Origin of the sequence: Delftia sp. SD018 (assembly GCF_017355445.1) — a bacterium.
In the GTDB taxonomy this organism is placed as follows: domain Bacteria; phylum Pseudomonadota; class Gammaproteobacteria; order Burkholderiales; family Burkholderiaceae_C; genus Comamonas; species Comamonas acidovorans.
Genome location: NZ_JADDRN010000024.1, coordinates 72,402 through 93,868 on the forward strand (window position 1 = coordinate 72,402; position 21,467 = coordinate 93,868).

At 63.8% G+C, this 21,467-nt stretch carries 21 protein-coding genes and 4 tRNA genes; 18 read left to right on the plus strand and 7 right to left on the minus strand.

Annotation, left to right across the window (positions count from 1 at the left end; translation table 11 throughout):
* Positions 1-32: 32 nt before the first annotated feature.
* The 17 genes from uvrB to INR38_RS21820 all read left to right on the plus strand — a co-directional run bounded on the left by uvrB (position 33) and on the right by INR38_RS21820 (position 11,715).
* On the plus strand, positions 33-2,120 hold the full coding sequence (uvrB, locus tag INR38_RS21740; RefSeq protein WP_043782068.1) for an excinuclease ABC subunit UvrB: 2,088 nt from the start codon (positions 33-35) through the stop codon (positions 2,118-2,120).
* A 225-nt stretch (positions 2,121-2,345) separates the two neighbouring features.
* A complete protein-coding gene (gene iscR / locus INR38_RS21745; RefSeq protein WP_012205825.1) occupies positions 2,346-2,882 on the plus strand; it encodes a Fe-S cluster assembly transcriptional regulator IscR in 537 nt (178 codons plus the stop codon).
* 134 nt (positions 2,883-3,016) lie between these two features.
* Complete coding sequence (locus INR38_RS21750; RefSeq protein WP_012205824.1) at positions 3,017-4,237, plus strand: IscS subfamily cysteine desulfurase; 1,221 nt, start codon at positions 3,017-3,019, stop codon at positions 4,235-4,237.
* A 43-nt stretch (positions 4,238-4,280) separates the two neighbouring features.
* A complete protein-coding gene (gene iscU / locus INR38_RS21755; protein WP_012205823.1) occupies positions 4,281-4,679 on the plus strand; it encodes a Fe-S cluster assembly scaffold IscU in 399 nt (132 codons plus the stop codon).
* 1 nt (position 4,680) lies between these two features.
* Positions 4,681-5,004 (plus strand): iron-sulfur cluster assembly protein IscA, encoded by a 324-nt coding sequence (iscA, locus tag INR38_RS21760; RefSeq protein WP_207443091.1) that lies wholly within the window; start codon positions 4,681-4,683, stop codon positions 5,002-5,004.
* Positions 5,005-5,121: 117 nt separating this feature from the next.
* On the plus strand, positions 5,122-5,640 hold the full coding sequence (gene hscB, locus INR38_RS21765; protein ID WP_207443090.1) for a Fe-S protein assembly co-chaperone HscB: 519 nt from the start codon (positions 5,122-5,124) through the stop codon (positions 5,638-5,640).
* An 84-nt stretch (positions 5,641-5,724) separates the two neighbouring features.
* Entirely contained in the window at positions 5,725-7,593 is a 1,869-nt protein-coding gene (gene hscA / locus INR38_RS21770; protein WP_207443089.1) for a Fe-S protein assembly chaperone HscA, read from the plus strand.
* Positions 7,594-7,618: 25 nt separating this feature from the next.
* A complete protein-coding gene (gene fdx, locus INR38_RS21775; protein WP_013802212.1) occupies positions 7,619-7,957 on the plus strand; it encodes an ISC system 2Fe-2S type ferredoxin in 339 nt (112 codons plus the stop codon).
* A gap of 10 nt (positions 7,958-7,967) precedes the next feature.
* Positions 7,968-8,684 carry a DNA polymerase III subunit epsilon gene (dnaQ, locus tag INR38_RS21780; RefSeq protein WP_034394212.1) on the plus strand — a complete coding sequence of 239 codons (717 nt, stop codon included), beginning with the start codon at positions 7,968-7,970 and terminating at the stop codon, positions 8,682-8,684.
* 42 nt (positions 8,685-8,726) lie between these two features.
* A tRNA-Val gene (locus tag INR38_RS21785) sits at positions 8,727-8,801 on the plus strand.
* 37 nt (positions 8,802-8,838) lie between these two features.
* Positions 8,839-8,913: transfer RNA gene (locus INR38_RS21790), tRNA-Val, on the plus strand.
* Between the two features lie 38 nt (positions 8,914-8,951).
* A tRNA-Val gene (locus tag INR38_RS21795) sits at positions 8,952-9,026 on the plus strand.
* 38 nt (positions 9,027-9,064) lie between these two features.
* Positions 9,065-9,139 (plus strand) — tRNA-Val (locus INR38_RS21800).
* A 159-nt stretch (positions 9,140-9,298) separates the two neighbouring features.
* Positions 9,299-10,399: an NAD(P)/FAD-dependent oxidoreductase gene (locus tag INR38_RS21805; protein ID WP_207443088.1), complete on the plus strand. Its 1,101-nt coding sequence runs from the start codon at positions 9,299-9,301 to the stop codon at positions 10,397-10,399.
* A gap of 202 nt (positions 10,400-10,601) precedes the next feature.
* Positions 10,602-10,913, plus strand: a complete 312-nt coding sequence (locus tag INR38_RS21810) for a DUF883 domain-containing protein (protein WP_012205816.1) — start codon at positions 10,602-10,604, stop codon at positions 10,911-10,913.
* Between the two features lie 8 nt (positions 10,914-10,921).
* Entirely contained in the window at positions 10,922-11,341 is a 420-nt protein-coding gene (locus INR38_RS21815; protein ID WP_012205815.1) for a phage holin family protein, read from the plus strand.
* A gap of 2 nt (positions 11,342-11,343) precedes the next feature.
* On the plus strand, positions 11,344-11,715 hold the full coding sequence (locus tag INR38_RS21820; RefSeq protein WP_013802215.1) for a hypothetical protein: 372 nt from the start codon (positions 11,344-11,346) through the stop codon (positions 11,713-11,715).
* Positions 11,716-11,862: 147 nt separating this feature from the next.
* Here INR38_RS21820 and INR38_RS21825 read toward each other — a convergent pair whose 3' ends face one another.
* Positions 11,863-12,909, minus strand: a complete 1,047-nt coding sequence (locus INR38_RS21825; protein ID WP_013802216.1) for a quinone-dependent dihydroorotate dehydrogenase — start codon at positions 12,907-12,909, stop codon at positions 11,863-11,865.
* A gap of 34 nt (positions 12,910-12,943) precedes the next feature.
* Here INR38_RS21825 and rpiA point away from each other — a divergent pair, with 34 nt between their 5' ends.
* The gene (rpiA, locus tag INR38_RS21830; RefSeq protein ID WP_097202237.1) at positions 12,944-13,636 is read left to right on the plus strand and encodes a ribose-5-phosphate isomerase RpiA; all 693 of its coding nucleotides are present in this window, start codon (positions 12,944-12,946) and stop codon (positions 13,634-13,636) included.
* A gap of 21 nt (positions 13,637-13,657) precedes the next feature.
* On the opposite strand, the gene INR38_RS21835 is transcribed toward rpiA, so the two are convergent.
* The 6 genes from INR38_RS21835 to INR38_RS21860 all read right to left on the minus strand — a co-directional run bounded on the left by INR38_RS21835 (position 13,658) and on the right by INR38_RS21860 (position 21,256).
* The gene (locus INR38_RS21835) at positions 13,658-14,032 is read right to left on the minus strand and encodes a hypothetical protein (protein ID WP_232240371.1); all 375 of its coding nucleotides are present in this window, start codon (positions 14,030-14,032) and stop codon (positions 13,658-13,660) included.
* Positions 14,033-14,072: 40 nt separating this feature from the next.
* A complete protein-coding gene (locus INR38_RS21840; RefSeq protein ID WP_207443087.1) occupies positions 14,073-14,765 on the minus strand; it encodes a glutaredoxin family protein in 693 nt (230 codons plus the stop codon).
* A 207-nt stretch (positions 14,766-14,972) separates the two neighbouring features.
* Positions 14,973-17,021 carry a M3 family metallopeptidase gene (locus tag INR38_RS21845; protein WP_207443086.1) on the minus strand — a complete coding sequence of 683 codons (2,049 nt, stop codon included), beginning with the start codon at positions 17,019-17,021 and terminating at the stop codon, positions 14,973-14,975.
* Positions 17,022-17,096: 75 nt separating this feature from the next.
* A complete protein-coding gene (folD, locus tag INR38_RS21850; RefSeq protein WP_012205808.1) occupies positions 17,097-17,951 on the minus strand; it encodes a bifunctional methylenetetrahydrofolate dehydrogenase/methenyltetrahydrofolate cyclohydrolase FolD in 855 nt (284 codons plus the stop codon).
* Positions 17,952-18,035: 84 nt separating this feature from the next.
* Positions 18,036-18,686: a response regulator transcription factor gene (locus tag INR38_RS21855; RefSeq protein WP_012205807.1), complete on the minus strand. Its 651-nt coding sequence runs from the start codon at positions 18,684-18,686 to the stop codon at positions 18,036-18,038.
* The gene (locus INR38_RS21860) at positions 18,683-21,256 is read right to left on the minus strand and encodes a PAS domain-containing sensor histidine kinase (protein WP_012205806.1); all 2,574 of its coding nucleotides are present in this window, start codon (positions 21,254-21,256) and stop codon (positions 18,683-18,685) included. The genes INR38_RS21855 and INR38_RS21860 overlap by 4 nt, the downstream gene beginning before the upstream one ends.
* Positions 21,257-21,467: the final 211 nt, after the last annotated feature.

The window sequence follows — 21,467 nt, forward strand, 5'->3', positions numbered from 1 at the left end:
CCGGCCGATACTCACTTTTGCGAACCCACGTCATGCACGAAGTCTCTGATTCCTCTCCAGCACCTGAGGCCTCCGGCCAGTTCGTGCATTTCGCGGACTCCCCCTTCGAGCTGTTCCAGCCCTATCCGCCGGCCGGCGATCAGCCCGCCGCCATTGAAAAGCTGGTCGAAGGCATCCAGGACGGCGAATCCTTCCAGACTCTGCTGGGCGTGACGGGCTCGGGCAAGACCTTCACCATGGCCAACGTGATCGCCCGCCTGGGCCGCCCGGCCATTGTCTTCGCGCCCAACAAGACGCTGGCAGCGCAGCTGTACAGCGAATTCCGCGAGTTCTTTCCCAAGAACTCCGTCGAATACTTCGTCAGCTACTACGACTACTACCAGCCCGAGGCCTATGTGCCCCAGCGCGACCTGTTCATCGAAAAGGACAGCGCCATCAACGAGCACATCGAGCAGATGCGGCTGTCTTGCACCAAAAGCCTGATGGAGCGGCGCGACGTGGTCATCGTCGCCACGGTCTCGGCCATCTACGGCATCGGCGAGCCCGAAAGCTACCACCGCATGATCATGACGCTGCGCACCGGCGACCGCATCAACCAGCGCGACGTCATCGCGCAACTGATCCGCATGCAGTACCAGCGCAACGACCAGGACTTCAGCCGGGGCAAGTTCCGCGTGCGCGGCGACACCATCGACGTCTTCCCCGCCGAGCATTCCGAGCTGGCCATCCGCATCGAACTCTTCGACGACGAGGTCGAAAGCCTGCAATTGTTCGACCCGCTCACGGGCCGCGTGCGCCAGAGCATTCCGCGCTTCACCGTCTACCCCAGCAGCCACTACGTCACGCCGCGCGACAAGGTCCTGGCCGCCGTGGAAACCATCAAGCTGGAGCTGGCCGAGCGGCTCAAGCAACTGGTGGGAGACGGCAAGCTGGTCGAGGCCCAGCGCCTGGAGCAGCGCACGCGCTTCGATCTGGAGATGCTCACCGAGGTCGGTCACTGCAAGGGCATCGAGAACTACACCCGCCACCTCTCAGGCGCCGCACCCGGCGAGCCGCCCAGCACCCTGACCGACTACCTGCCCGGCGACGCCCTCATGTTCCTGGACGAGAGTCACCAGATGATCGGCCAGCTCAACGCCATGTACAGCGGCGACCGCTCGCGCAAGACCACGCTGGTGGAATATGGCTTTCGGTTGCCTTCGGCGCTGGACAACCGGCCGCTCAAATTCGAGGAATTCGAGCAGCGCATGCGCCAGGTCATCTTTGTCTCCGCCACGCCGGCAGACTACGAAAAGACCCACTCGGGCCAGGTCGTGGACCAGGTCGTTCGCCCCACAGGCCTCATCGATCCTGAAATCGAAGTACGCCCGGCCACCAATCAGGTGGACGACGTGCTGCAGGAAATCCGCCTGCGCGTCGAACGCACGGAGCGTGTTCTCATCACCACGCTGACCAAGCGCATGGCCGAGCAACTCACCGACTACCTGAGTGAAAACGGCGTCAAGGTGCGCTATCTGCACTCCGACGTGGAAACGGTGGAGCGCGTGGAGATCATTCGTGACCTGCGCCTGGGTGTCTTTGACGTGCTCGTGGGCATCAACCTGCTGCGCGAGGGGCTGGACATCCCCGAAGTCTCGCTGGTCGCCATCCTCGATGCCGACAAGGAAGGCTTTCTTCGCGCTGAACGCAGTCTCATTCAGACCATCGGCCGCGCCGCGCGCAACCTGCATGGCAAGGCCATCCTCTATGCGGACCGTGTCACGGAGTCCATGAAGAAGGCCATCGGCGAGACCGAGCGCCGCCGTGCCAAGCAAATAAGCTTCAACGAGGAAAACGGAATCGAACCCAAGCAGATTGTCAAGCGGGTGAAAGACCTGATTGATGGTGTCTACAGCGAAAAAAGTGGCAAGGAAGCGGAACGCCTGCAGGCCAATCAGCTCGAAAGAGCGCGTGTCGAGGACATGTCCGAAAAAGATGTGGCCAAGGAAATCAAGCGTCTGGAGAAGCAGATGCTCGAACATGCGCGCAGCCTGGAGTTCGAACAGGCTGCGCGGGTGCGCGATCAGCTGGCGCTGCTCAAGGAGCAACTGTTCGGGGGCTCATCCGTGCAGGTTTCCTGAGGCGGCGCCTGGTCTGAAGCCCGTTAGCTCCTGTTACCCGACAAAATTGATGGGGAATGTGGTACACTAAGGGTCAACACTCAACAACAACAAAAACTTCGATGAAAAGAAGGGCTCTGAACCTTTTGAACAGGACGGAGTAAGGGCGGAGACTGTGCCCAACTCCAGTCAAATCGCTGGAGCGGGTGTTTCTGTAACGTACAAGCCTGACTGAAGGAGCTCGTAATGCGTCTCACCACCAAAGGCCGTTTTGCGGTCACTGCCATGATCGATCTGGCCCTGCGCCAGAACAATGGCCCTGTCACGCTGGCAGCCATCAGCCAGCGGCAACAGATTTCCCTGTCGTATCTGGAACAGCTGTTCGGCAAGCTGCGCCGCCATGAACTCGTCGAGTCCACCCGTGGACCCGGCGGCGGCTACACGCTCGCCCGCAAGGCCGGCGACATCACCGTGGCCGACATCATCGTCTCCGTGGACGAACCCATTGACGCCACCCAGTGTGGCGGCAAGGAAAATTGCCTGGGCGAAGCCGGCCGCTGCATGACGCATGAGCTGTGGGCCGCACTGAACCAGCGCATGGTCGAGTTCCTCGATTCCGTGACGCTGCAAAAGCTTGTGGACGAACAACTGGCCAAGGGCATCCAGATCGAGGATAAGCCCGTGGTGCGCCGCGCGATTTCCACGGCTCCCGTGGTCAAGCCCATCCGTGTGAATGCCCCGAACTCGGTATTCGCGCTGGGCAACGCCTTCGCCAAGTCCTGATCGACTTTTGACACCCTGAGGGCAGGGCACCGCCGCGCATGGCTGTGTGGCGCGGTGTTGTCCGCCTGGATGGATTCACCGGAGTTCATCGCCTTCCCGTTTTTTGCCAGCCTGAACCTTGATAAGAGCCAGTCATGGACATGACCCCGCATTTCCCCATCTATCTCGACTATGGCGCGACCACCCCCGTGGACCCTCGCGTGGTGGACGCCATGATTCCTTGGCTGCGTGAGCATTTCGGCAACGCCGCATCGCGCAGTCATGCCTGGGGTTGGGAAGCCGAGGAGGCCATCGAGAAGGCCCGCGGCCAGGTCGCAGACCTGATCGGCGCGGATCCCCGTGAGATTGTCTGGACCAGCGGTGCCACCGAGTCCATCAACCTGGCCATCAAGGGCGCGGCGCATTTCTACCAGGGCAAGGGCAAGCACCTGATCACGCTCAAGACTGAGCACAAGGCCGTGCTCGACACCATGCGTGAACTCGAGCGCCAGGGCTTTGAGGTGACCTACATGGACGTGCAGCCTGATGGCCTGCTCGACATTGAAGCCTTCAAGGCCGCGCTGCGCCCCGACACCATCCTGGTCAGCGTGCTCTTCGTGAACAACGAAATCGGCGTCATCCAGGACATTCCCACCATCGGCGCGCTGTGCCGTGAGAAGGGCATCCTGTTCCATGTGGATGCCGCGCAGGCAACGGGCCGCGTGGAGATCGACATGTCCAAGCTGCCGGTGGACCTGATGAGCATGACCGCGCACAAGACCTATGGCCCCAAGGGCGTGGGTGCCCTGTATGTGCGCCGCAAGCCACGTGTGCGTCTGGAAGCTCAGATCCACGGTGGTGGCCATGAGCGCGGCATGCGCTCGGGCACGCTGCCTACGCACCAGATCGTCGGTATGGGCGAGGCCTTCCGCATTGCCAAGGAAGAAATGGCTGAAAGCAACGCCAAGGCCTACGCGCTGCAGCAGCGTCTGCTCAACGGCTTGAAGGATCTGGAGCAGGTCTTCATCAACGGCAGCATGGAGCACCGTGTGCCGCAGAACCTGAACATGAGCTTCAATTTCGTCGAAGGCGAGTCGCTCATCATGGGCATCAAGGGTCTGGCGGTGTCCTCGGGATCGGCCTGCACGTCGGCCAGCCTGGAGCCCAGCTATGTGCTGCGTGCACTTGGCCGCAGCGACGAACTGGCGCACAGCAGCCTGCGCATGACGATCGGCCGCTTCACGACCGAAGAGGAAATCGACTACGCGATCAGCACCATCCGCACCAATGTGGTCAAGCTGCGCGAACTCAGCCCGCTGTGGGAGATGTTCAAGGACGGCATCGATCTCAGCACCATCCAATGGGCGGCTCACTGAGCATTGGCCGGCACGCGAATCAAGTATTGAAGAGGTAGACATCATGGCTTATTCCGACAAAGTGGTAGACCACTACGAAAATCCCCGCAACGTGGGCTCGTTCGACAAGAACGACGAATCGGTGGGCACCGGCATGGTCGGCGCTCCTGCCTGCGGCGACGTGATGAAGCTGCAGATCAAGGTCAATCCCGAAACCGGCGTCATCGAGGATGCGCGTTTCAAGACCTATGGCTGCGGTTCCGCGATTGCCTCGTCTTCGCTGGTGACCGAGTGGGTCAAGGGCAAGACGCTGGATGAGGCGGCTGCGCTGAAGAACAGCCAGATCGCCGAAGAGCTGGCTCTGCCTCCGGTCAAGGTGCATTGCTCCATCCTGGCCGAAGACGCCATCAAGGCAGCGGTCGATGACTACCGTGCCAAGCGCACTGCGGTGGTGGCCGCCTGATATGGCGATCTCGCTGACCGATTCTGCGGCACGCCACGTGAGCCGCTACCTGTCGCGCCGCGGCAAGGGCATCGGCGTGCGCCTCGGGGTCAAGACCACGGGCTGCTCTGGCCTGGCCTACAAGCTGGAGTATGTGGACGAGCAATTGCCCGAGGACGTGATCTTCGAGGACCACGGCATCAAGGTGCTGGTCGATCCCAAGAGCCTGGCCTATATCGACGGCACGGAGCTGGATTTCGTGCGTGAGGGCTTGAACGAAGGCTTCAAGTTCTACAACCCAAACGAGCGTGATCGCTGCGGTTGCGGCGAGAGCTTTCGCATCTGACCGGCATCTGCCGGGCGGCCGGGCCTTTGTGGCCTGGCGGCTGGGCCGGCAGACCCTGATTTCTTCTACTCCCTCAAGAGGCCGCCTTCGCTTCGGTGCTGGCGGCTTTTTATCGACATGAACCTGCAATCGGACGATTTCGAGCTGTTTGCGCTGCCGCGCCAATTTGCGCAGGAGCGCAGCACCATTGACGCGCGCTGGAAGGAGTTGCAGCGTGAGGCCCACCCTGACCGCTATGCTTCGCAGGGAGCCACCGCGCAGCGCGTGGCCATGCAATGGTCGGTGCGCATCAACGAGGCCTACCAGCGGTTGAAAGAACCACTCAGGCGCGCAGCGTATCTCTGCGAATTGCTGGGTGCACCCGTGCGTGCCGAGGACAACACGTCCATGCCCACCGCCTTTCTGATGCAGCAAATGGAGTGGCGCGAGGCGTTGGAAGAGGCGCAGGACGAGGCCGCCCTGGATGCGCTGGACGACGAGGTGCTGCAGGCGAGAAAGAGCATGCTGGCTGAATGCGGTCGTCAGCTGGATGAACTGCACGATGCGCAGGCGGCTGTGCAGCAGGTCAGAGCCCTCATGTTTGTTGCGCGATTTGCGCAGGACATAGAGCGTCGCCGCGATCAACTGGGACAATAACCCGCGATCCGCACCTCCCACGAGAGACCCTCATTCACAAGGCAGGCCGGCCGGCCCGGACCTGCAATTTCCCCGAGTATTTTCATGGCGCTTTTGCAGATTTCCGAACCCGGTCAGTCCCCCGATCCCCACCAGCGGCGCATTGCCGTGGGCATTGACCTGGGCACCACGCATTCGCTGGTCGCCGCTGTCCGCAATGGCGTGGCCGAATGCCTGCCGGATGACCAGGGCCGAGTGCTGCTGCCTTCTGTCGTGCGCTATCTGCCTCAGGGCCGCCGTGAGATCGGCCATGCCGCCCAGGCTGCACTGTCTACCGATGCGGGCAACACCATTGCCTCGGCAAAGCGCTTCATGGGCCGCACGCTGGCTGACATCGATGCGCCGGAAAAGCTGCCTTACCGCTTTGCGGAGCAGGAGGCCGGCCGTGGCGTGATCGGGATCGAGACTGTCGATGGCACCAAGACAGCCGTGGAGGTCAGCGCCGAGATCCTGGCCACGCTGCGTTTCCGTGCCGAAGACACCTTCAATGACGACATCCATGGCGCCGTCATCACCGTGCCCGCCTACTTTGACGATGCACAACGCCAGGCCACCAAGGATGCGGCAAAGCTCGCCGGCATCAACCTGCTGCGCCTGATCAACGAGCCCACGGCTGCAGCCATTGCCTACGGCCTGGACAACGGCTCCGAAGGCGTATACGCCGTCTACGACCTGGGTGGCGGCACTTTCGATATTTCTATCCTGCGCCTGTCCCAGGGTGTGTTCGAGGTCGTCTCCACTGGCGGCGATTCGGCCCTGGGGGGCGACGACTACGATGCGGCTTTGGCCGAGTGGGTGGCCCAGCAGACCGGCGTGGTTCCCCAGACGGCCGAAGACAAGGCGCGCTGGTGCATGGCGGCACGCCTTTGCAAGCAGGCATTGACGGAGGCACAGGTCGCAACGCTCACGGCCGAGCTGTCTACCGGCGCTGTGCATTTCGATGTAAAGCGCAGCGATTTCGATGCGAGCACGGCCCATCTGACGGCACGTTCGCTGGCGGCCGTGCGCCGCGCGCTCAAGGACGCAGGGCTGGCGCGCGACGAAGTGCAGGGCGTGGTGCTGGTCGGCGGTTCCACCCGCATGCCCCAGGTGCGCGAGGCCGTGGCCGAGTTCTTTGGCCGCGATCCTCTCATCAATCTCAACCCCGACGAAGTCGTCGCGCTGGGGGCCGCCATCCAGGCCAACCAGCTCGCTGGCAACAGCTCCAGCGGCGACATGCTGCTGCTCGACGTGATTCCTCTGTCCCTGGGCGTGGAGACCATGGGCGGCCTTGTCGAGCGAATCATCAGCCGCAACGAGACCATTCCCACAGCCCGTGCCCAGGACTTCACCACCTACAAGGATGGTCAGACGGCCCTGGCCGTCCATGTGGTGCAGGGCGAGCGCGACCTGGTGGCGGACTGCCGCAGCCTGGCGCGTTTCGAGCTGCGCGGCATCCCGCCCATGGCGGCCGGCGCAGCCCGCATCCGTGTGACCTTCACCGTGGATGCCGACGGCCTGCTGTCGGTAGGCGCCAAGGAGCAGACCAGCGGCGTCGAGGCCCATATCCATGTCAAGCCGTCGTACGGCCTGTCGGACGACGAGGTTGCCCGCATGTTGCAGGACGGCTTTGCCACGGCCCAGCAGGACATGCAGGCCCGCGCACTGGTGGAGGCGCGTGTCGACGCCGATCGCATGCTGATGGCCACCGAGAGCGCTCTGCAGGCCGATGGCGATGTGCTCGCCGCGGACCAACGCGCAGCCATCGATGCGCTGATCGACGCCCTGCGCGCCAGCGTGGGCTCCGAGGATGCCGCCGTCATCGAGGCCGCGACACAAGCGCTGGCCAAGGGCACGGAGTCCTTCGCCGCCGAGCGCATGAACCGCAGCATCCAGCAGGCCCTGGCCGGCAAGAGCGTGCAATCCCTTTCCTGATTTCTGATCCGACAGCAGATCCGTCATGCCCGTTATCAAAATACTTCCCCACGCCGAATACTGTCCCCAGGGTGCCGAAATCGAGGCGCCCGCCGGAACCTCGATCTGCGAGGCCCTGCTGGACAACAACATCAAGATTGAACATGCCTGCGACATGAGCTGCGCATGCACCACCTGCCATGTGGTGGTCAAGGCGGGCTACAACTCGCTGAACGAGGCCGAGGAAGAGGAAGAAGACCTGCTGGACCGCGCCTGGGGTCTGCAGCCGCAGTCCCGCCTGTCCTGCCAGGCCATCCTTGCACGCGAGGACGTGACCATCGAGATTCCCAAGTACTCGCTCAATCACGCCAAGGAAAACCACTGAGGGCCAGCGCATGTCGCGTCAAATCATTCTCGACACTGAAACCACTGGCCTGTCAGCCGACAACGGCGACCGGCTCATCGAGCTGGGCTGCGTGGAGATGGTCAACCGCAAGCTGACCGGCAACAACCTGCATCTGTATTTCAATGCGGGGCGCGACAGCCATCCGGACGCGCTGCGCGTGCACGGCATCACCACCGAATTCCTCAAGGACAAGCCGCGCTTCGAGCACAAGGTCGAGGAGATCTGGGAGTACCTGCAGGGCGCCGAGCTCATCATCCACAACGCGCCCTTTGACCTGGGTTTCCTGAACAAGGAGCTGGAGCTCGCCAACCGCCCGCCGATCCGCCAGTGCGTGAGCGGGGTCATCGACACCCTGGTCATGGCCAAGGAGATGTTCCCTGGCAAGCGCAACTCGCTCGATTCGCTGTGCGATCGTCTGGAGGTGGACAACTCCGGGCGCACGCTGCACGGCGCCTTGCTGGATGCGGAGCTGCTGGCCGATGTCTACATCAACCTCACGCGGGGCCAGGAGGCCCTGTTGATGGCGGAAGAGCCTGTCCAGTCCGAGGGTGGGCTGGTCGTGGCGCAGGTGGATCTGGCCAGCTTCAAGCTGCGCGTGGTGCACGCCAATGATCAGGAGCTGGCCGCACATGAGGATGTGATGGTGCAGATGGACAAATCGAGCGGCGGCAAGACAATTTGGCGCGGCTTCGAAAATCAGTCCTAGAAGTTATGACATAATCTAAGTCTTGTCGCAGTAACGACATATGGGTGATTAGCTCAGCGGTAGAGCACTGCCTTCACACGGCAGGGGTCACATGTTCGATCCATGTATCACCCACCATTTTTTCCAAAGAGGTTGGCCTAGCAGCCAGCTTCGCGGGTGATTAGCTCAGCGGTAGAGCACTGCCTTCACACGGCAGGGGTCACATGTTCGATCCATGTATCACCCACCAGTTTTTTCCAAAGAAGTTGGCCTAGCAGCCAGCTTCGCGGGTGATTAGCTCAGCGGTAGAGCACTGCCTTCACACGGCAGGGGTCACATGTTCGATCCATGTATCACCCACCAGTTTTTTCCAAAGAAGTTGGCCTTGCAGCCGGCTTCGCGGGTGATTAGCTCAGCGGTAGAGCACTGCCTTCACACGGCAGGGGTCACATGTTCGATCCATGTATCACCCACCAATCAAGCCCTCCTGAAATCTGTTCAGGAGGGCTTTTTCATTTCCGCTCGGTGCATGGTTTTCAGGCCCTGGAAATTCCAATGCGTCCAGATGATCTGTGGCGCATTCGTGTCTGACGCCGTCTGATAATCGGCTGCTGGACGGCGAAAGGGCAGACAAGATGAGCGAACAGGTCGATTGCGTGGTGGTGGGTGCGGGCGTGGTGGGGCTGGCGGTGGCCAGGGCGCTGGCGTTGCAGGGCAGGGAGGTCATGGTGCTGGAGGCGGCTGAAGCCATTGGCACGGGCACCAGCTCGCGCAACAGCGAGGTCATCCATGCCGGCATCTACTATCCCGAAGGTTCGTTGAAAGCCCGTTTGTGCGTCGAAGGCCGGCAGCGTCTCTACGCCTACTGCGGTGAACGCGGCATTGCCCATCAGCGCTGCGGCAAGCTCATCGTGGCAACGGATGAGGCGCAGCGCGGCCAGCTCCAGATCATTGCACGCAAGGCCGAAGCCAATGGCGTCCACGACCTGCGCTGGCTTGAAGGCGCCGAGGCACGTGCCATGGAGCCCGCGCTGCACTGTGCGGCGGCACTGCACTCCCCCAGCACCGGCATCATCGACAGCCACGCACTGATGCTGGCCCTGCAGGGCGATCTCGAAAACGCAGGCGGCATGGTGGTCTGCCATGCCGAGGTGCAGGAGGCAGCCATCCATCCAGGCGGCGTGTGGCTGCGCACGGCCGATGGGACGGAACTGACGGCCCGCACCCTGGTCAATGCGGCAGGTCTTCATGCGCCATTGCTGGCGGCCCGTTTGCAGGGGTTTCCGCAGCAGTTTGTGTCGCAGGCCTTCTATGCCAAGGGCAACTATTTCACGCTGTCCGGGCGGGCACCGTTCTCGCGCCTGATCTATCCCGTGCCCGAGGCGGCGGGCCTGGGCGTGCATCTCACGCTGGACATGGGTGGCCAGGCCAAGTTCGGCCCCGATGTGCAGTGGGTCGAGAGCCCAGGTGATCTGCAGGTCGATCCCGTACGCGCCGACGCCTTCTACGCAGAGATCCGCCGGTATTGGCCGGGTCTGGCCGATGGCGCGCTGGTGCCCGGCTACGCCGGCATCCGCCCCAAGATCAGCGGCCCCGGCGAGGCCGCCGCAGACTTCGTGATTCAGGGGCCTCAGACCCACGGCGTTGCGGGCGTGGTGCAACTGCTGGGCATCGAGTCACCGGGATTGACCAGCTGCCTGGCCATTGGCGCGCACGTGGCGCAATTGCTGGCCTGAGGATCTGCCGGTTCACGACACACGGCCATGGCAGGCCTTGTCTGACAAGGCTCAGGCCCCCTCGCTTCCCGGAAGCCCGGGAACAATTGGATAAGATGCTTGCATGTAACAAGGGCCTTGCCCATGTTGCGTGACAGGTATCGGGCGACATGATTGCCTGCTCCCCGCTGTATTTGTTTTCACCTCAATAGAAAGGCTCATCATGACGAAATCGATCACTGACACCGTCTCCACCGCACAAGCCGATCTTGAAAAACTGGTCGGCGACCTGCGTGGTCTGCTGTCTGCCAAGGAGCTGGATGCCGTGCCGGAAATCCATATGCTGCGCCAGCGTATCGATGATGGCATGTCCAATGTGCGTGAGTCCGCGGTGCGTGCGGCGCAGGAAGCGGCCCGCCAGGCCAAGGATGCCGCCTACGCTGCCGATCGCTACGCCCACGATGAGCCGTGGCGCGTCGCAGGCGCTGCCCTTGCCATGGGCGCCTTGCTGGGCTTCCTGCTGGGTCGTCGCTGATCAGCGGCATGCCTGACCAGAAAAGGATGCCTGTGAATTGGATTTCCCTTCTGGGTTTGGATGCCTGGGTGGCGCGCTGGCGCGCTTCCGTGATCGAGCTGGCCATTGCCGCAGAAGACCGCACGGACCTCGCGCGGCTTGAATGGGCCGAGCACAAGCGCAGCATGCAGACGGTGGTCGTGCTGCTGATTGCGCTTGCTGGACTCAGCGTCGTGGTCATGCTCACGCTGTCGGTGGCCTTGCTCGTGCAGTTCTGGGACACCGAGCACCGCGTGCTGGTGGGCTGGCTGGTGGGCGGTGGCTGGCTGGCGGTCTGGGCCATTGCCCTGTGGCAATTGCTTGCTGCCGTGCGCCGCCTGGCCCGCCCCTTCATCCTTACCCGCAACGAGCTGAGCCAGGACTGGCAGGCGCTGAAGAAGAGGCTGTAGCCATGGTCGATGCTTCCAACGCTTCCCCGTCCCGCAACGCTGTCACGCCACCCGCGCCCACGGGGCTCAACGCGGAGCTCTGGGTCACATCGACCGTTGAGCAGCAGCAGGTGATGCAACGCATTGCCCAGCAACGCGAGCGCCTCAAGGCGCGCTCTGCGGCCGTGGCCCAGGCCCGGGCATTGAGCCGCTCTGCCACCCATGTGCAGCCCGATGCACCGCTGGTGGAGCGTGCCATCACCTTTGCGCGCCTGCATCCCGTGGCCGTGGCCGTGGCGGCCGGTGCCGCACTGATGGTGGGCCCGCGCAAGCTGCTGCGATTCGGCACCACCGTCATGCCCTTGATCCTGCGCTGGCAGCAGCGCAGGGGTTGAGGGCCGAGAAGCCTGCTTCTCTCCCAAAGAAAACGCCCGGCATGCCGGGCGTTTTCGCGTTCTGCGTTCAGTGCGCTAGCACTGGCTATGTCTTGACTCAACTGCCTTGGGTCGAAACGCCAGGCAACCACCTGTCTGGCGCGAGCCTCAACGCAGCTGGGCTATGGCGCGTGCGGTCTCGGGCACCAGGGCAGGGCCTCGGTAGATCAGGCCGCTGTAGATCTGGACCACGTCGGCGCCTGCGCGGATTTTGCTGACGGCATCTTCGCCGCTGAGAATGCCGCCCACGCCGATGATGGGGTAGCGGCTGCCCAGGGCGGAACGCAACTGGCGAATGACTTGGTTGCTGGCCTCCAACACCGGCGCACCGGACAGGCCGCCCGTTTCCTGCGCGTGGGGCAGGCCCTTGACGGCTTCCCGGCTGATCGTGGTGTTGGTGGCGATCACACCATCCATGCCATGGCGCTGCAGCGTGGCGGCGATGACGCCGACCTGCTCTTCATCCAGGTCGGGTGCAATCTTCACGAACACCGGCACCCGCTTGCCATGCTGCGTGGCCAGCTGCTCACGGCGCTCGGCAATCGCACCCAGCAGGGCGTCCAGCGCTTCGTCGCTTTGCAGGGCGCGCAGGTTCTTGGTGTTGGGCGAACTGATGTTCACCGTCACGTAGTCGGCATGCGGGTACACGCCGTCCAGCGCCTTGAGATAGTCGCTGGTGGCATCTTCGATGGGAGTGGTCGCGTTCTTGCCGATGTTCAGCCCCAGCAGCATGGGCTTTCCCTGGGCGCGGGCCTGCGAGCGCTTGACGTTGCTCAGGAAGGCATCCAGGCCTTCGTTGTTGAAGCCCAGGCGGTTGATCAGCGCATTGCGTTCGGGAATGCGGAACATGCGCGGCTTGGGGTTGCCCGGCTGCGGGCGGGGTGTCACGGTGCCCACCTCGACGAAGCCGAAGCCCATGGCGGCCAGCGCGTCGATGCAACGTGCATTCTTGTCCAGACCCGCTGCCATGCCCACGCGGTTGGGGAACTTGAGGCCGGCAAGCTCGACGGGGTCACTCACCATGGGCTGTGCCCACGCCTGCTGCAAGAGCGTGTTCTGCCCCTTTGCCATCAGGTTCATCGTGAGATCGTGGGCGGATTCGGGGTCCATGCCGAAGAGAAAGGGACGGGTCAGGGCGTAGGGGATCAGAGACATGGGGATAATCAAAGGATTACCTGGATTTTCCCTCATGACGACATCTGCTGCCTCTTTTTCCCAAGATGAACTCAAAGCCCTGGTCGGGCAAGCCGCTCTGGCCTATGTGGTGCCCGGCGAAATCGTCGGCGTTGGCACCGGCTCCACGGTCAACAAGTTCATCGATGCACTGGCCACCATCAAGGACCAGATCCCGGGCGCCGTGTCCAGCTCCGAGGCCAGCACCGAGCGCCTGAAGGCGCTGGGCATCAAGGTGCTGGATGCCAACGAAGTCGCCAGCCTGTCGGTCTACATCGACGGAGCCGACGAGATTGACGGCCGCGGCTACATGGTCAAGGGCGGCGGCGCCGCGCTGACGCGCGAGAAGATCGTCGCTGCGCTGGCCGAGCGCTTTGTCTGCATTGCCGATGCCTCCAAGCGCGTCGAGGTGCTCGGAGACTTTCCACTGCCTGTGGAGGTGATTCCCATGGCGGCTGCCCAGATTGCGAACCGCTTCAAGGCCATGGGTGGCCGTGCCGAGATCCGCATGAAGGACGGCGCGCCCCTGGTGACGGACAACGGCCAGCACATTCTTGATGTGCGCGGCCTGAAGATCGCCGAGCCGCTGGCCTTCGAGTCCGACGTCAACCAATGGCCCGGCGTGGTCACCGTGGGAGTGTTTGCGCACCAGAAGGCATCGGTCTGCCTGCTGGGCACGCCCGAGGGCGTGCAGACGCTCAACTATTGAGCGAAGGCCCACCGGCCTCGGCTAGCCGAGGCTCTCGAACGCCACGGCGCCTGTGATCCAGGCGAGCAGGGCCAATGCACCCAGGCACAGCGCGCGCAACGAAGCTTGCGCGCGTTGTTTTTTGTGGCGCTGCATGAGCAAGGCGATGGCCGCCAGCCCCGTGTAGACGGCAAGGAACGCAGCCGTCGCCATATAGTAGGCCAGACGGTTGAGGCCATTGCCCAGGCCTCCGTCATGCATGAACCACAGCGTGATCAGGCAAGGCACCAGCGCCAGGCTGGCCAGCCTGAAAGGCTCGCGCCATGAAGGCCTTGCAACCAAGGTCCACGCGATGAGCGCGGGCAAGCCGACAAGCGTGGCAAGCCTTGCCATGGTCCAGACCACATCGGACAGCATGGAATCCACTGCCGGGCTCCTGATTGCGGCAGGCGCTTGCCTAGAAGCTCAGGCCTGCGGGGTTGTCGTTGGTGCGTGCACCAGGCGCTGGGGCGGGCATGGGGGTGCGCCGGCTGCCCGGGACCTCGGCGGCGGCGGGTGCTGCTGCGGGCGCCGATGCAGCGGGCGTAGGCGTGGTCAATGGCTGTGCCGATGGCCGCTTGTACTGGGCAGGCAGTTGCGAGGTCGCAGGATAGCCTGCGGCATCCAGGTATTGGGTCCATTCGCTGGATGAGAAGCCGCTCAGGAACTGCTTGCCAACAGTGGCAAACGGCAGGCTGTTCTGGCCGCTGAGCTTTTGCAGGGCAGCGGCGTCCGCCTCGGTCTGCACCAGGCGTTCGGCATAGGGAATGCCTCTGGATTGGAGCAACTGGCGCGCGCTGTCGCAGGGCGCGCAGTCGGATGAGGTGTACAGCGTCACCGGAAAGCGGCCTGTGATCTGGCGCAACGCATAGGGCAGGTTGGCATTGCTGTCAGCGGTGCCCGCGACTGACGGGGCGGCAGGGGCGGCAGGCGCTGCCTGCTGCTGGGCGCTTTGGGCCGGGCGGTCCGAGAAAGTGACTTTTCCATCGGGGCCGACGATGCGGTACACCTGCTGCGCACCGGCCGGCAGTGCGGCGGCAAGGCAGGCGAGGGCGAGGCATGGCATCAGGTGGCGCAGGGCGCCGCGGCCAAGGCTGGGAGAAGACTGCATGGACGATCTCGGTTTCGGAAGAAGGGTTTCGTGCCGGGGGCCACCACTCGTCGGATGGATGCCCGCACAGGAGTGCCTGCAAGCATAGCGTGCCATTCATCCTGGGCCATCTTCTGGAGCCACAGGATGTGGCTGCGCGCATCCGATGGAGTGGCCGGGCCAGGAAAAAGCGCCCCGTCGGGGCGCTGCAGACCTGGGGCCGGGCTCTCAGGCCTGGGCCATGCCCTGGTGGCGCAACAGCGCATCCAGCTGGGGTTCGCGGCCACGGAAGGCCTTGAACGACTCCATGGCCGGGCGTGCCCCTCCGGCCTCCAGAATCGCCTCACGGTAGCGGCGGCCTGTTTCGGGGTTGGGGGTTCCATCGGCCAGCATGGTTTCCTCGAAGGCCGCATAGGCATCTGCCGAGAGGACTTCAGCCCACTTGTAGCTGTAGTAGCCGGCTGCATAGCCGCCTGCAAAGATGTGGCTGAAGGTGTGGGCCGAGCGGCTGTAAGGGGGCGACGGCAGCACGGCCACCTCGGCGCGCACGCGGGCCAGCAGCGGCATGATGTCTGCCTTCGGATCGTGCTCGGTATGCAGCAGCATGTCGAACAGCGAGAACTCGATCTGGCGCAGCGTCTGCATGCCCGACTGGAAGTTCTTGGCCGCGATCATCTTGTCGTACAGGGCGCGCGGCAGCGGCTCGCCGCTGTCCACGTGGGCGGTCATGTGCTTGAGCACTTCCCATTCCCAGCAGAAGTTCTCCATGAACTGGCTTGGCAGCTCCACGGCATCCCATTCCACGCCCGCGATGCCTGAGACGTCGCGCTCGTTGACCTGGGTCAGCATGTGGTGCAGGCCGTGGCCGGTTTCATGGAACAGCGTGATCACGTCATCGTGCGTGAGCAGGGCCGGCTTGCCGTCAACGCCGGTGGCAAAGTTGCAGACCAGGTGAGCGACCGGCGTCTGCAGCCTGTGGTTGTCAGGGCGCAGCCAGCGGGTACGCACATCGTCCATCCAGGCGCCGCCACGCTTGCCCGACCGCGCCGGCTGGTCTAGGTAGAACTGGCCGACCAGCTCGGGGCCTTGCGGCGTGCTGCGCTCGATGCGGTAGAACTCGACGGCGGGATTCCAGACCGGCGCCGCGTCGCGGCGGATGGCCACGTCGAACAGCGTCTCGACGATCTTGAACAGGCCGGCCAGCACCTTGGGCGCAGGGAAGTACTGCTTGACCTCCTGCTCGCTGAAGGCATAGCGTGCCTCCTTGAGCTTTTCGGAGACATAGGCCCAGTCCCAGGGCTGGGGATCGGCCAGGCCCAGTTCATCGCGTGCGAAGGCGCGCAGGTCGGCGACATCCTTCTCGGCATAGGGGCGGGCCCGGTGCGCGAGATCGCGCAGAAAGTCGATCACCTGCTGTGGCGAATGCGCCATCTTGGGAACCAGCGAAATCTCGCCGAAATTGCGGTAACCCAGCAACTGCGCCTCTTCCTTGCGCAGGGCCAGGATCTCCGAGATGTTGGCCGTGTTGTCGAAGCGGATGGCATCGCCCTCGGCCTGGTCGGAGGCGCGTGTCACATAGGCGCGGTAGAGCTTCTCACGCAGCGCACTGCTGGTCGCGAACTGCATCACGGGCAGATAGCAGGGCATCTTCAGCGTGAGCTTGAAGCCTTGCTTGCCTTCGGCCTCGGCGGCGGAGCGGGCTGCCTGGCGCACATCCTGCGGCACGCCGTCCAGCTCCTCGGCCGTGGCGTAGTAGGCGAATGCATCGGTGGCGTCGAGCGCGTTCTCGCTGAACTTCTGCGTCAGTTCGGCCGAGCGTTCCTGGATCTTGGCAAAGCGCAGCTTTTCCTCGCCCCGCAGCTCGGCGCCGGAGAGCACGAAGTTGCGCATGGCATGGTCCCAGGCCGCACGCTGCTCGACATTGAGCGTGGCGGGGTCAATGGCCTTGTACTTGGCATACAGGCGCTCGTCTGCACCCAGGCGCGTCCAGAATTCGGTGACCTTGGGCAGGGACTCGTTGTAGGCGGCGCGCAGCTCGGGTGTATCGGCCACGCTGTTGAGGTGGCTGACGGCGCCCCAGGCCGTTCCCAGCTTCTCGGTGGCGACATCGAGCACGGCCGAGATCGAATCCCAGCGCGCCGGAAAGTCGGGTGCCGTGACGGTCTCCAGGGCCTCTGCGGCCCCGGTCAGCAGGATATCGATGGCCGGGCCCACATCGGCAGGGCGTATGCGATCGAACAGGGGCAGGTCGGAGGATTCGAGGAGGGGATTGCTCATGCGTGTCAGATGCCGTCGGGTGCATTGAAATCAAGCGGCTCCCCAGGGAGCCGCCCGATGCTTGTCAGCTCCTGGTCAGCCGGCGGCGCGCTCGGCCGCCTCCATGGTGTTGACCAGCAGCATGGTAATCGTCATGGGGCCGACACCGCCGGGTACGGGCGTGATGAAGCCGGCCACTTCCTTGACGCCGTCAAAGTCCACGTCGCCGCAGAGCTTGCCTTCGTCGTTGCGATTCATGCCCACGTCGATGACCACGGCGCCGGGCTTGCACATGTCGGCCGTCAGCACGTTGCGCTTGCCCACGGCGGCGACCACGATGTCGGCCTGGCGCGTCATGGCGGCGAGATCGGCCGTGCCGCTGTGGCAGATGGTGACGGTGGCATTGGCGGCCAGCAGCATCATGGCCATGGGCTTGCCGACGATGTTGGAGCGGCCGATGACCACGGCGTGCTTGCCGCGCAGGTCCTTCATGCCGATGGATTCGAGCATCTTCATGCAGCCGTAGGGGGTGCAGGCCTTGAAGCCGACTTCACCCACCATCAGCGCGCCTGCACTGGCCACGTGAAAGCCATCCACGTCCTTGAGCGGCGAAATGGTCTCGATGACCTTGTGGTCGTCGATGTGTGCGGGCAGCGGCAGCTGGACCAGGATGCCGTGGATGCTGGGGTCGTTGTTCAGCGCCTCGACGCGGGCCAGCAGTTCGGCCTCGGTCATCGAGGCATCGTACTTCTCCAGCACCGAATGAAAGCCCGCGTCCTCGCAGGCCTTGACCTTGTTGCGCACATAGACCTGGGAGGCAGGGTTGTCGCCGACCAGGACCACGGCCAGGCCGGGCGTGGTGCCGCGGGCCTTCAGGGCGGTGGCGCGCTGGGCGACTTCGGCACGCAGTTGGCGGGAGAGGGCGTTGCCGTCGATGAGTTGGGCTGTCATTGCAGTGAATACCAATAAAAATGCTGCTAGGGCTTGTTGATCAAGCGCTAGCAGCTCTTTGAAAAAAAGCGGTGGTGTCTTGGCTTATCCGGCGACGGCTGCCTTGGCCGCTGCAGCGGTCTGGCCCTGGCCCAGGGCGATCTTGAGCAGATCGGCCACGGTGTTGGCGTTGAGCTTTTCCATGATGTTGGCGCGGTGCGCCTCCACCGTCTTGATGCTGATGCCAAGATCGTCGGCGATCTGCTTGTTCAGCCGGCCGGCGACGATGCGCTCCAGCACCTGGGCTTCACGGCTGGTCAGCTTGGCCAGCAGCGCGTCGCGGCTGGCGGCCTGCTGGTGGCCGGCAAAGGCTTCGCGGGCATGGTCCAGCATGCGCTCGACCAGGTTCAGCAGTTCCTCTTCGTTGAACGGCTTCTGGATGAAGTCCAGTGCGCCCTTCTTCATGGTGTTCACCGCCATGGGCACGTCGCCGTGGCCGGTGATGAAGACGATGGGAAGGGGGGACTTGCGTTCGATCAGGCGGTCCTGCAGTTCCAGGCCCGTCATGCCGCCCATGCGGATGTCGACGATGAGGCAGGCGATCTCGCGTGGGTCGTAGCGCGAGAGGAAGGTCTCGGCCGAGTCGAAGCAGCGCACACGATAGTCCTTGCCCTCCAACAACCATTGCAACGAATCACGAACCGCTTCGTCGTCATCAACTACGTACACAGTGCCTTTTTTCGGGATCAAGCTCATGCAATCGTCCTTGTTGTGGGTTCAATGGTCGCTGCCGGCGTTGTCGCGTCGCCCGGCGGGGCCAGCGGCAGCCAGAATGAAAACCGGCAGCCGACAACCTCGGAACCATTGTAGAGGTTCTCGGCACGCATCCGGCCCTGGTGGGACTCGACAATGCTGCGGCACAGATTCAGCCCCATGCCCATGCCTTCGCTCTTGGTGGTGAAGAAGGCCTCGAAGAGGCGTTCCAGCACCTCGGGCGGCAGGCCCTTGCCGGTGTCCTGCACGTTGAATTCAATGACGCGCTGGTCCTCGATGGTGCGCGGCACCACGCGCAGCTCCACATTGCGCTGGTGGCTGGGGCGGCCCGACTGCTCGATGGATTCGGCGCCGTTCTTCATGAGGTTGACCAGCACCTGCTCGATGAGGATGGTGTCGGCCATGATGGCCGGCATGCGCTCGGCCACGTGGTAGGTCAGCTGCACATTGCGGCGGCGCAGCTCGATCCCGGCCAGCTCCACGGCCTCGCTGACCATATCGGTGACCTGGGCCAGGGTGCGGTTGGGCTCGCTGCGCTTGACGAAAGAGCGTATGCGCAAAATGATCTGCCCCGCGCGCTGCGCCTGGTGGGCGGTTTTCTCCAGCGCGAACTTCATCTGCTCTTCGGTCAGCGTGCCCTTTTCAAGCCGGGTGAGCATGCCGCTGCAGTAGTTGCTGATGGCGGTCAGCGGCTGGTTGAGCTCATGGGCGACGCTGGAGGCCATCTCGCCCATGGTGATCAGGCGGCTGACGGACTGGGCGTGCTCGGCCTGGCGATCGGCCTGCTCCTCGGCCAGGCGGCGCGGCGTGATGTCGGTGGCGATCACCATCTGGGCCAGGCGGCCGTCCACCCAGCTCAGGTAGCGCGATCGCACTTCCAGCCACTTGCCCAGTTCGGGCAGGTAGATCTCGGCGTTTTCGCTGCGTGCGCTGGTCAGCGAGTCGGTGGGCAGGCCCATGAGGCCGTCCTCGTCGTCCATGCCTTGCGGCTGCGAGCGCACGGGCAGCACGCCGGCCTGGGCGACGAGCTGCAGGTGGCCATCGGTCTGCGAGCCAAACCATTGCCGGTACAGCTTGTTGGCGAACAGCAGCTCGGCGCTGCCCAGCGGGGCGACGGACACCGAGGCGTCCAACGCCTCCAGCACGATGGTGAAGCGCTCATAGGAGGCGGACAGTTGCTCGCGGATGCGGTTGGGCTCGGTGATGTCGGTCATGGACGACATCCAGCCCGTGTGCTGGCCATGGGCGTCGATCAGCGGCGAGACATACAGGCGCGCATCGAACTGCGTGCCGTTCTTGCGCTGCACGCGCACCTGGAAGCCGCCGACGATGGTCTTGCCCGAAAGCTCTTCGCGCAGCTTGGAGTGCAGGTTGTCGTAGTCGTTGTCGGGCCAGTAGGAGTAGGGCGGCATCTGGCCGACCAGCTCTGATTCGCTCCAGCCCGTCATCTGGCAGAAGGCTGCATTCACATAGGTGATACGGCCTTGCAGGTCCAGCGCGCGCATGCCGGTGAGTACGGAGTTTTCCATGGCGCGGCGGAAGTTGGTTTCCGCGACCAGGGCCTCCTGGGCGCGCTGGCGGCGGCGCGTGTGGCGCCAGGTGGCCAGCAGCAGCCATGCCGTCATCGCACTGAGTGTGCCCACCAGCCAGAACAGGCCGCTGCCGACCACGCCCAGCGAGGTGCGATAGGCCTGGGCACGCAGCACCAGACTGTTGCCGACGGGAGCGACGGGGGCCTCGTCCTCGTTGGCAACGGTGCGCCAGCGCAGCAGTTCGGTGGCGGTCTGCTTGCGCGGTGTCAGCGGCGTGCCTGCCAGCACCTGGCCCCGGCTGTCGAGCATGGTCATGGCGTAGCGGGCCATGATTTCGGTGGGCGTTCCATAGCGCAGCAGGCTGTCGATGGAGTACTCGCCCAGCAGCTCGCCGATGTAGCGGCCGTCCTGTGCCAGCGGCACATGCAGTTGCAGCAGCGGCGCGGCTTCCCCCTTGTGGGCCAGTCCCTGCACGTAGATGGGTTGCTGCATCTCACGCGCGAGCTGGTAGGCCTCCAGCGCGTCTCCGGCGCGCAGCACTTCACGCGGGATGCGCAGCTGCTCGCTGCTCACTGTGGGGGCGGACTGGCTGGCCAGGATGCGCCGCTGTGCATCGATCCAGGTGATGGACTGCAGTTCGGGGTATTGGCTGATGAGTGCTTCGGCGCGGCTGGCAAAGTCGGACTCGCCCAGGTCGTGGTTGCCGATGTCGCGCGCCATGCGCATCAGTTGCTCCTGGCGCTCGAGCAGGCGCAGGCGCACGCGTTGCTGGGCATATTCCACGTCGCGGTGCAGCGCTTCCTTCTCGCGGTCGATCTCCTCCATGCGCAGGTACCAGAAGGAGGCCACGATGGCCGCCATGAACATCAGTACGGCCGCGAGGGGGGCGAGCGCCGCGAAGCGGTCCTGGCGCGTGGGGGAAAGACTGCGCCACCAGCTGCGCCACCAGCGCACTGGCGCGGCCACGCCTGCCATGGGGGCAGGGCTGTGCGTGCCGTGCTCGGAAGGGGAGGATTGCATGCGCCCAGTGTAGGGGAGAGTCTGACTGTTTTTAAGGAGTATTGGAGTCGCCGCCGAGGCGCTTCGGCGACGTTCTTTGGGGTCTTCACTGTATGTGCGTTTGCAGCAAAATTTCAAATTATGAAATCAAAAAGCACCATTTGAAATTCGAAAAAAGTATGCGACACTCGCCGAGCATTGAGGCAGTGAATCGGTATTTTCAAGTTCGCCA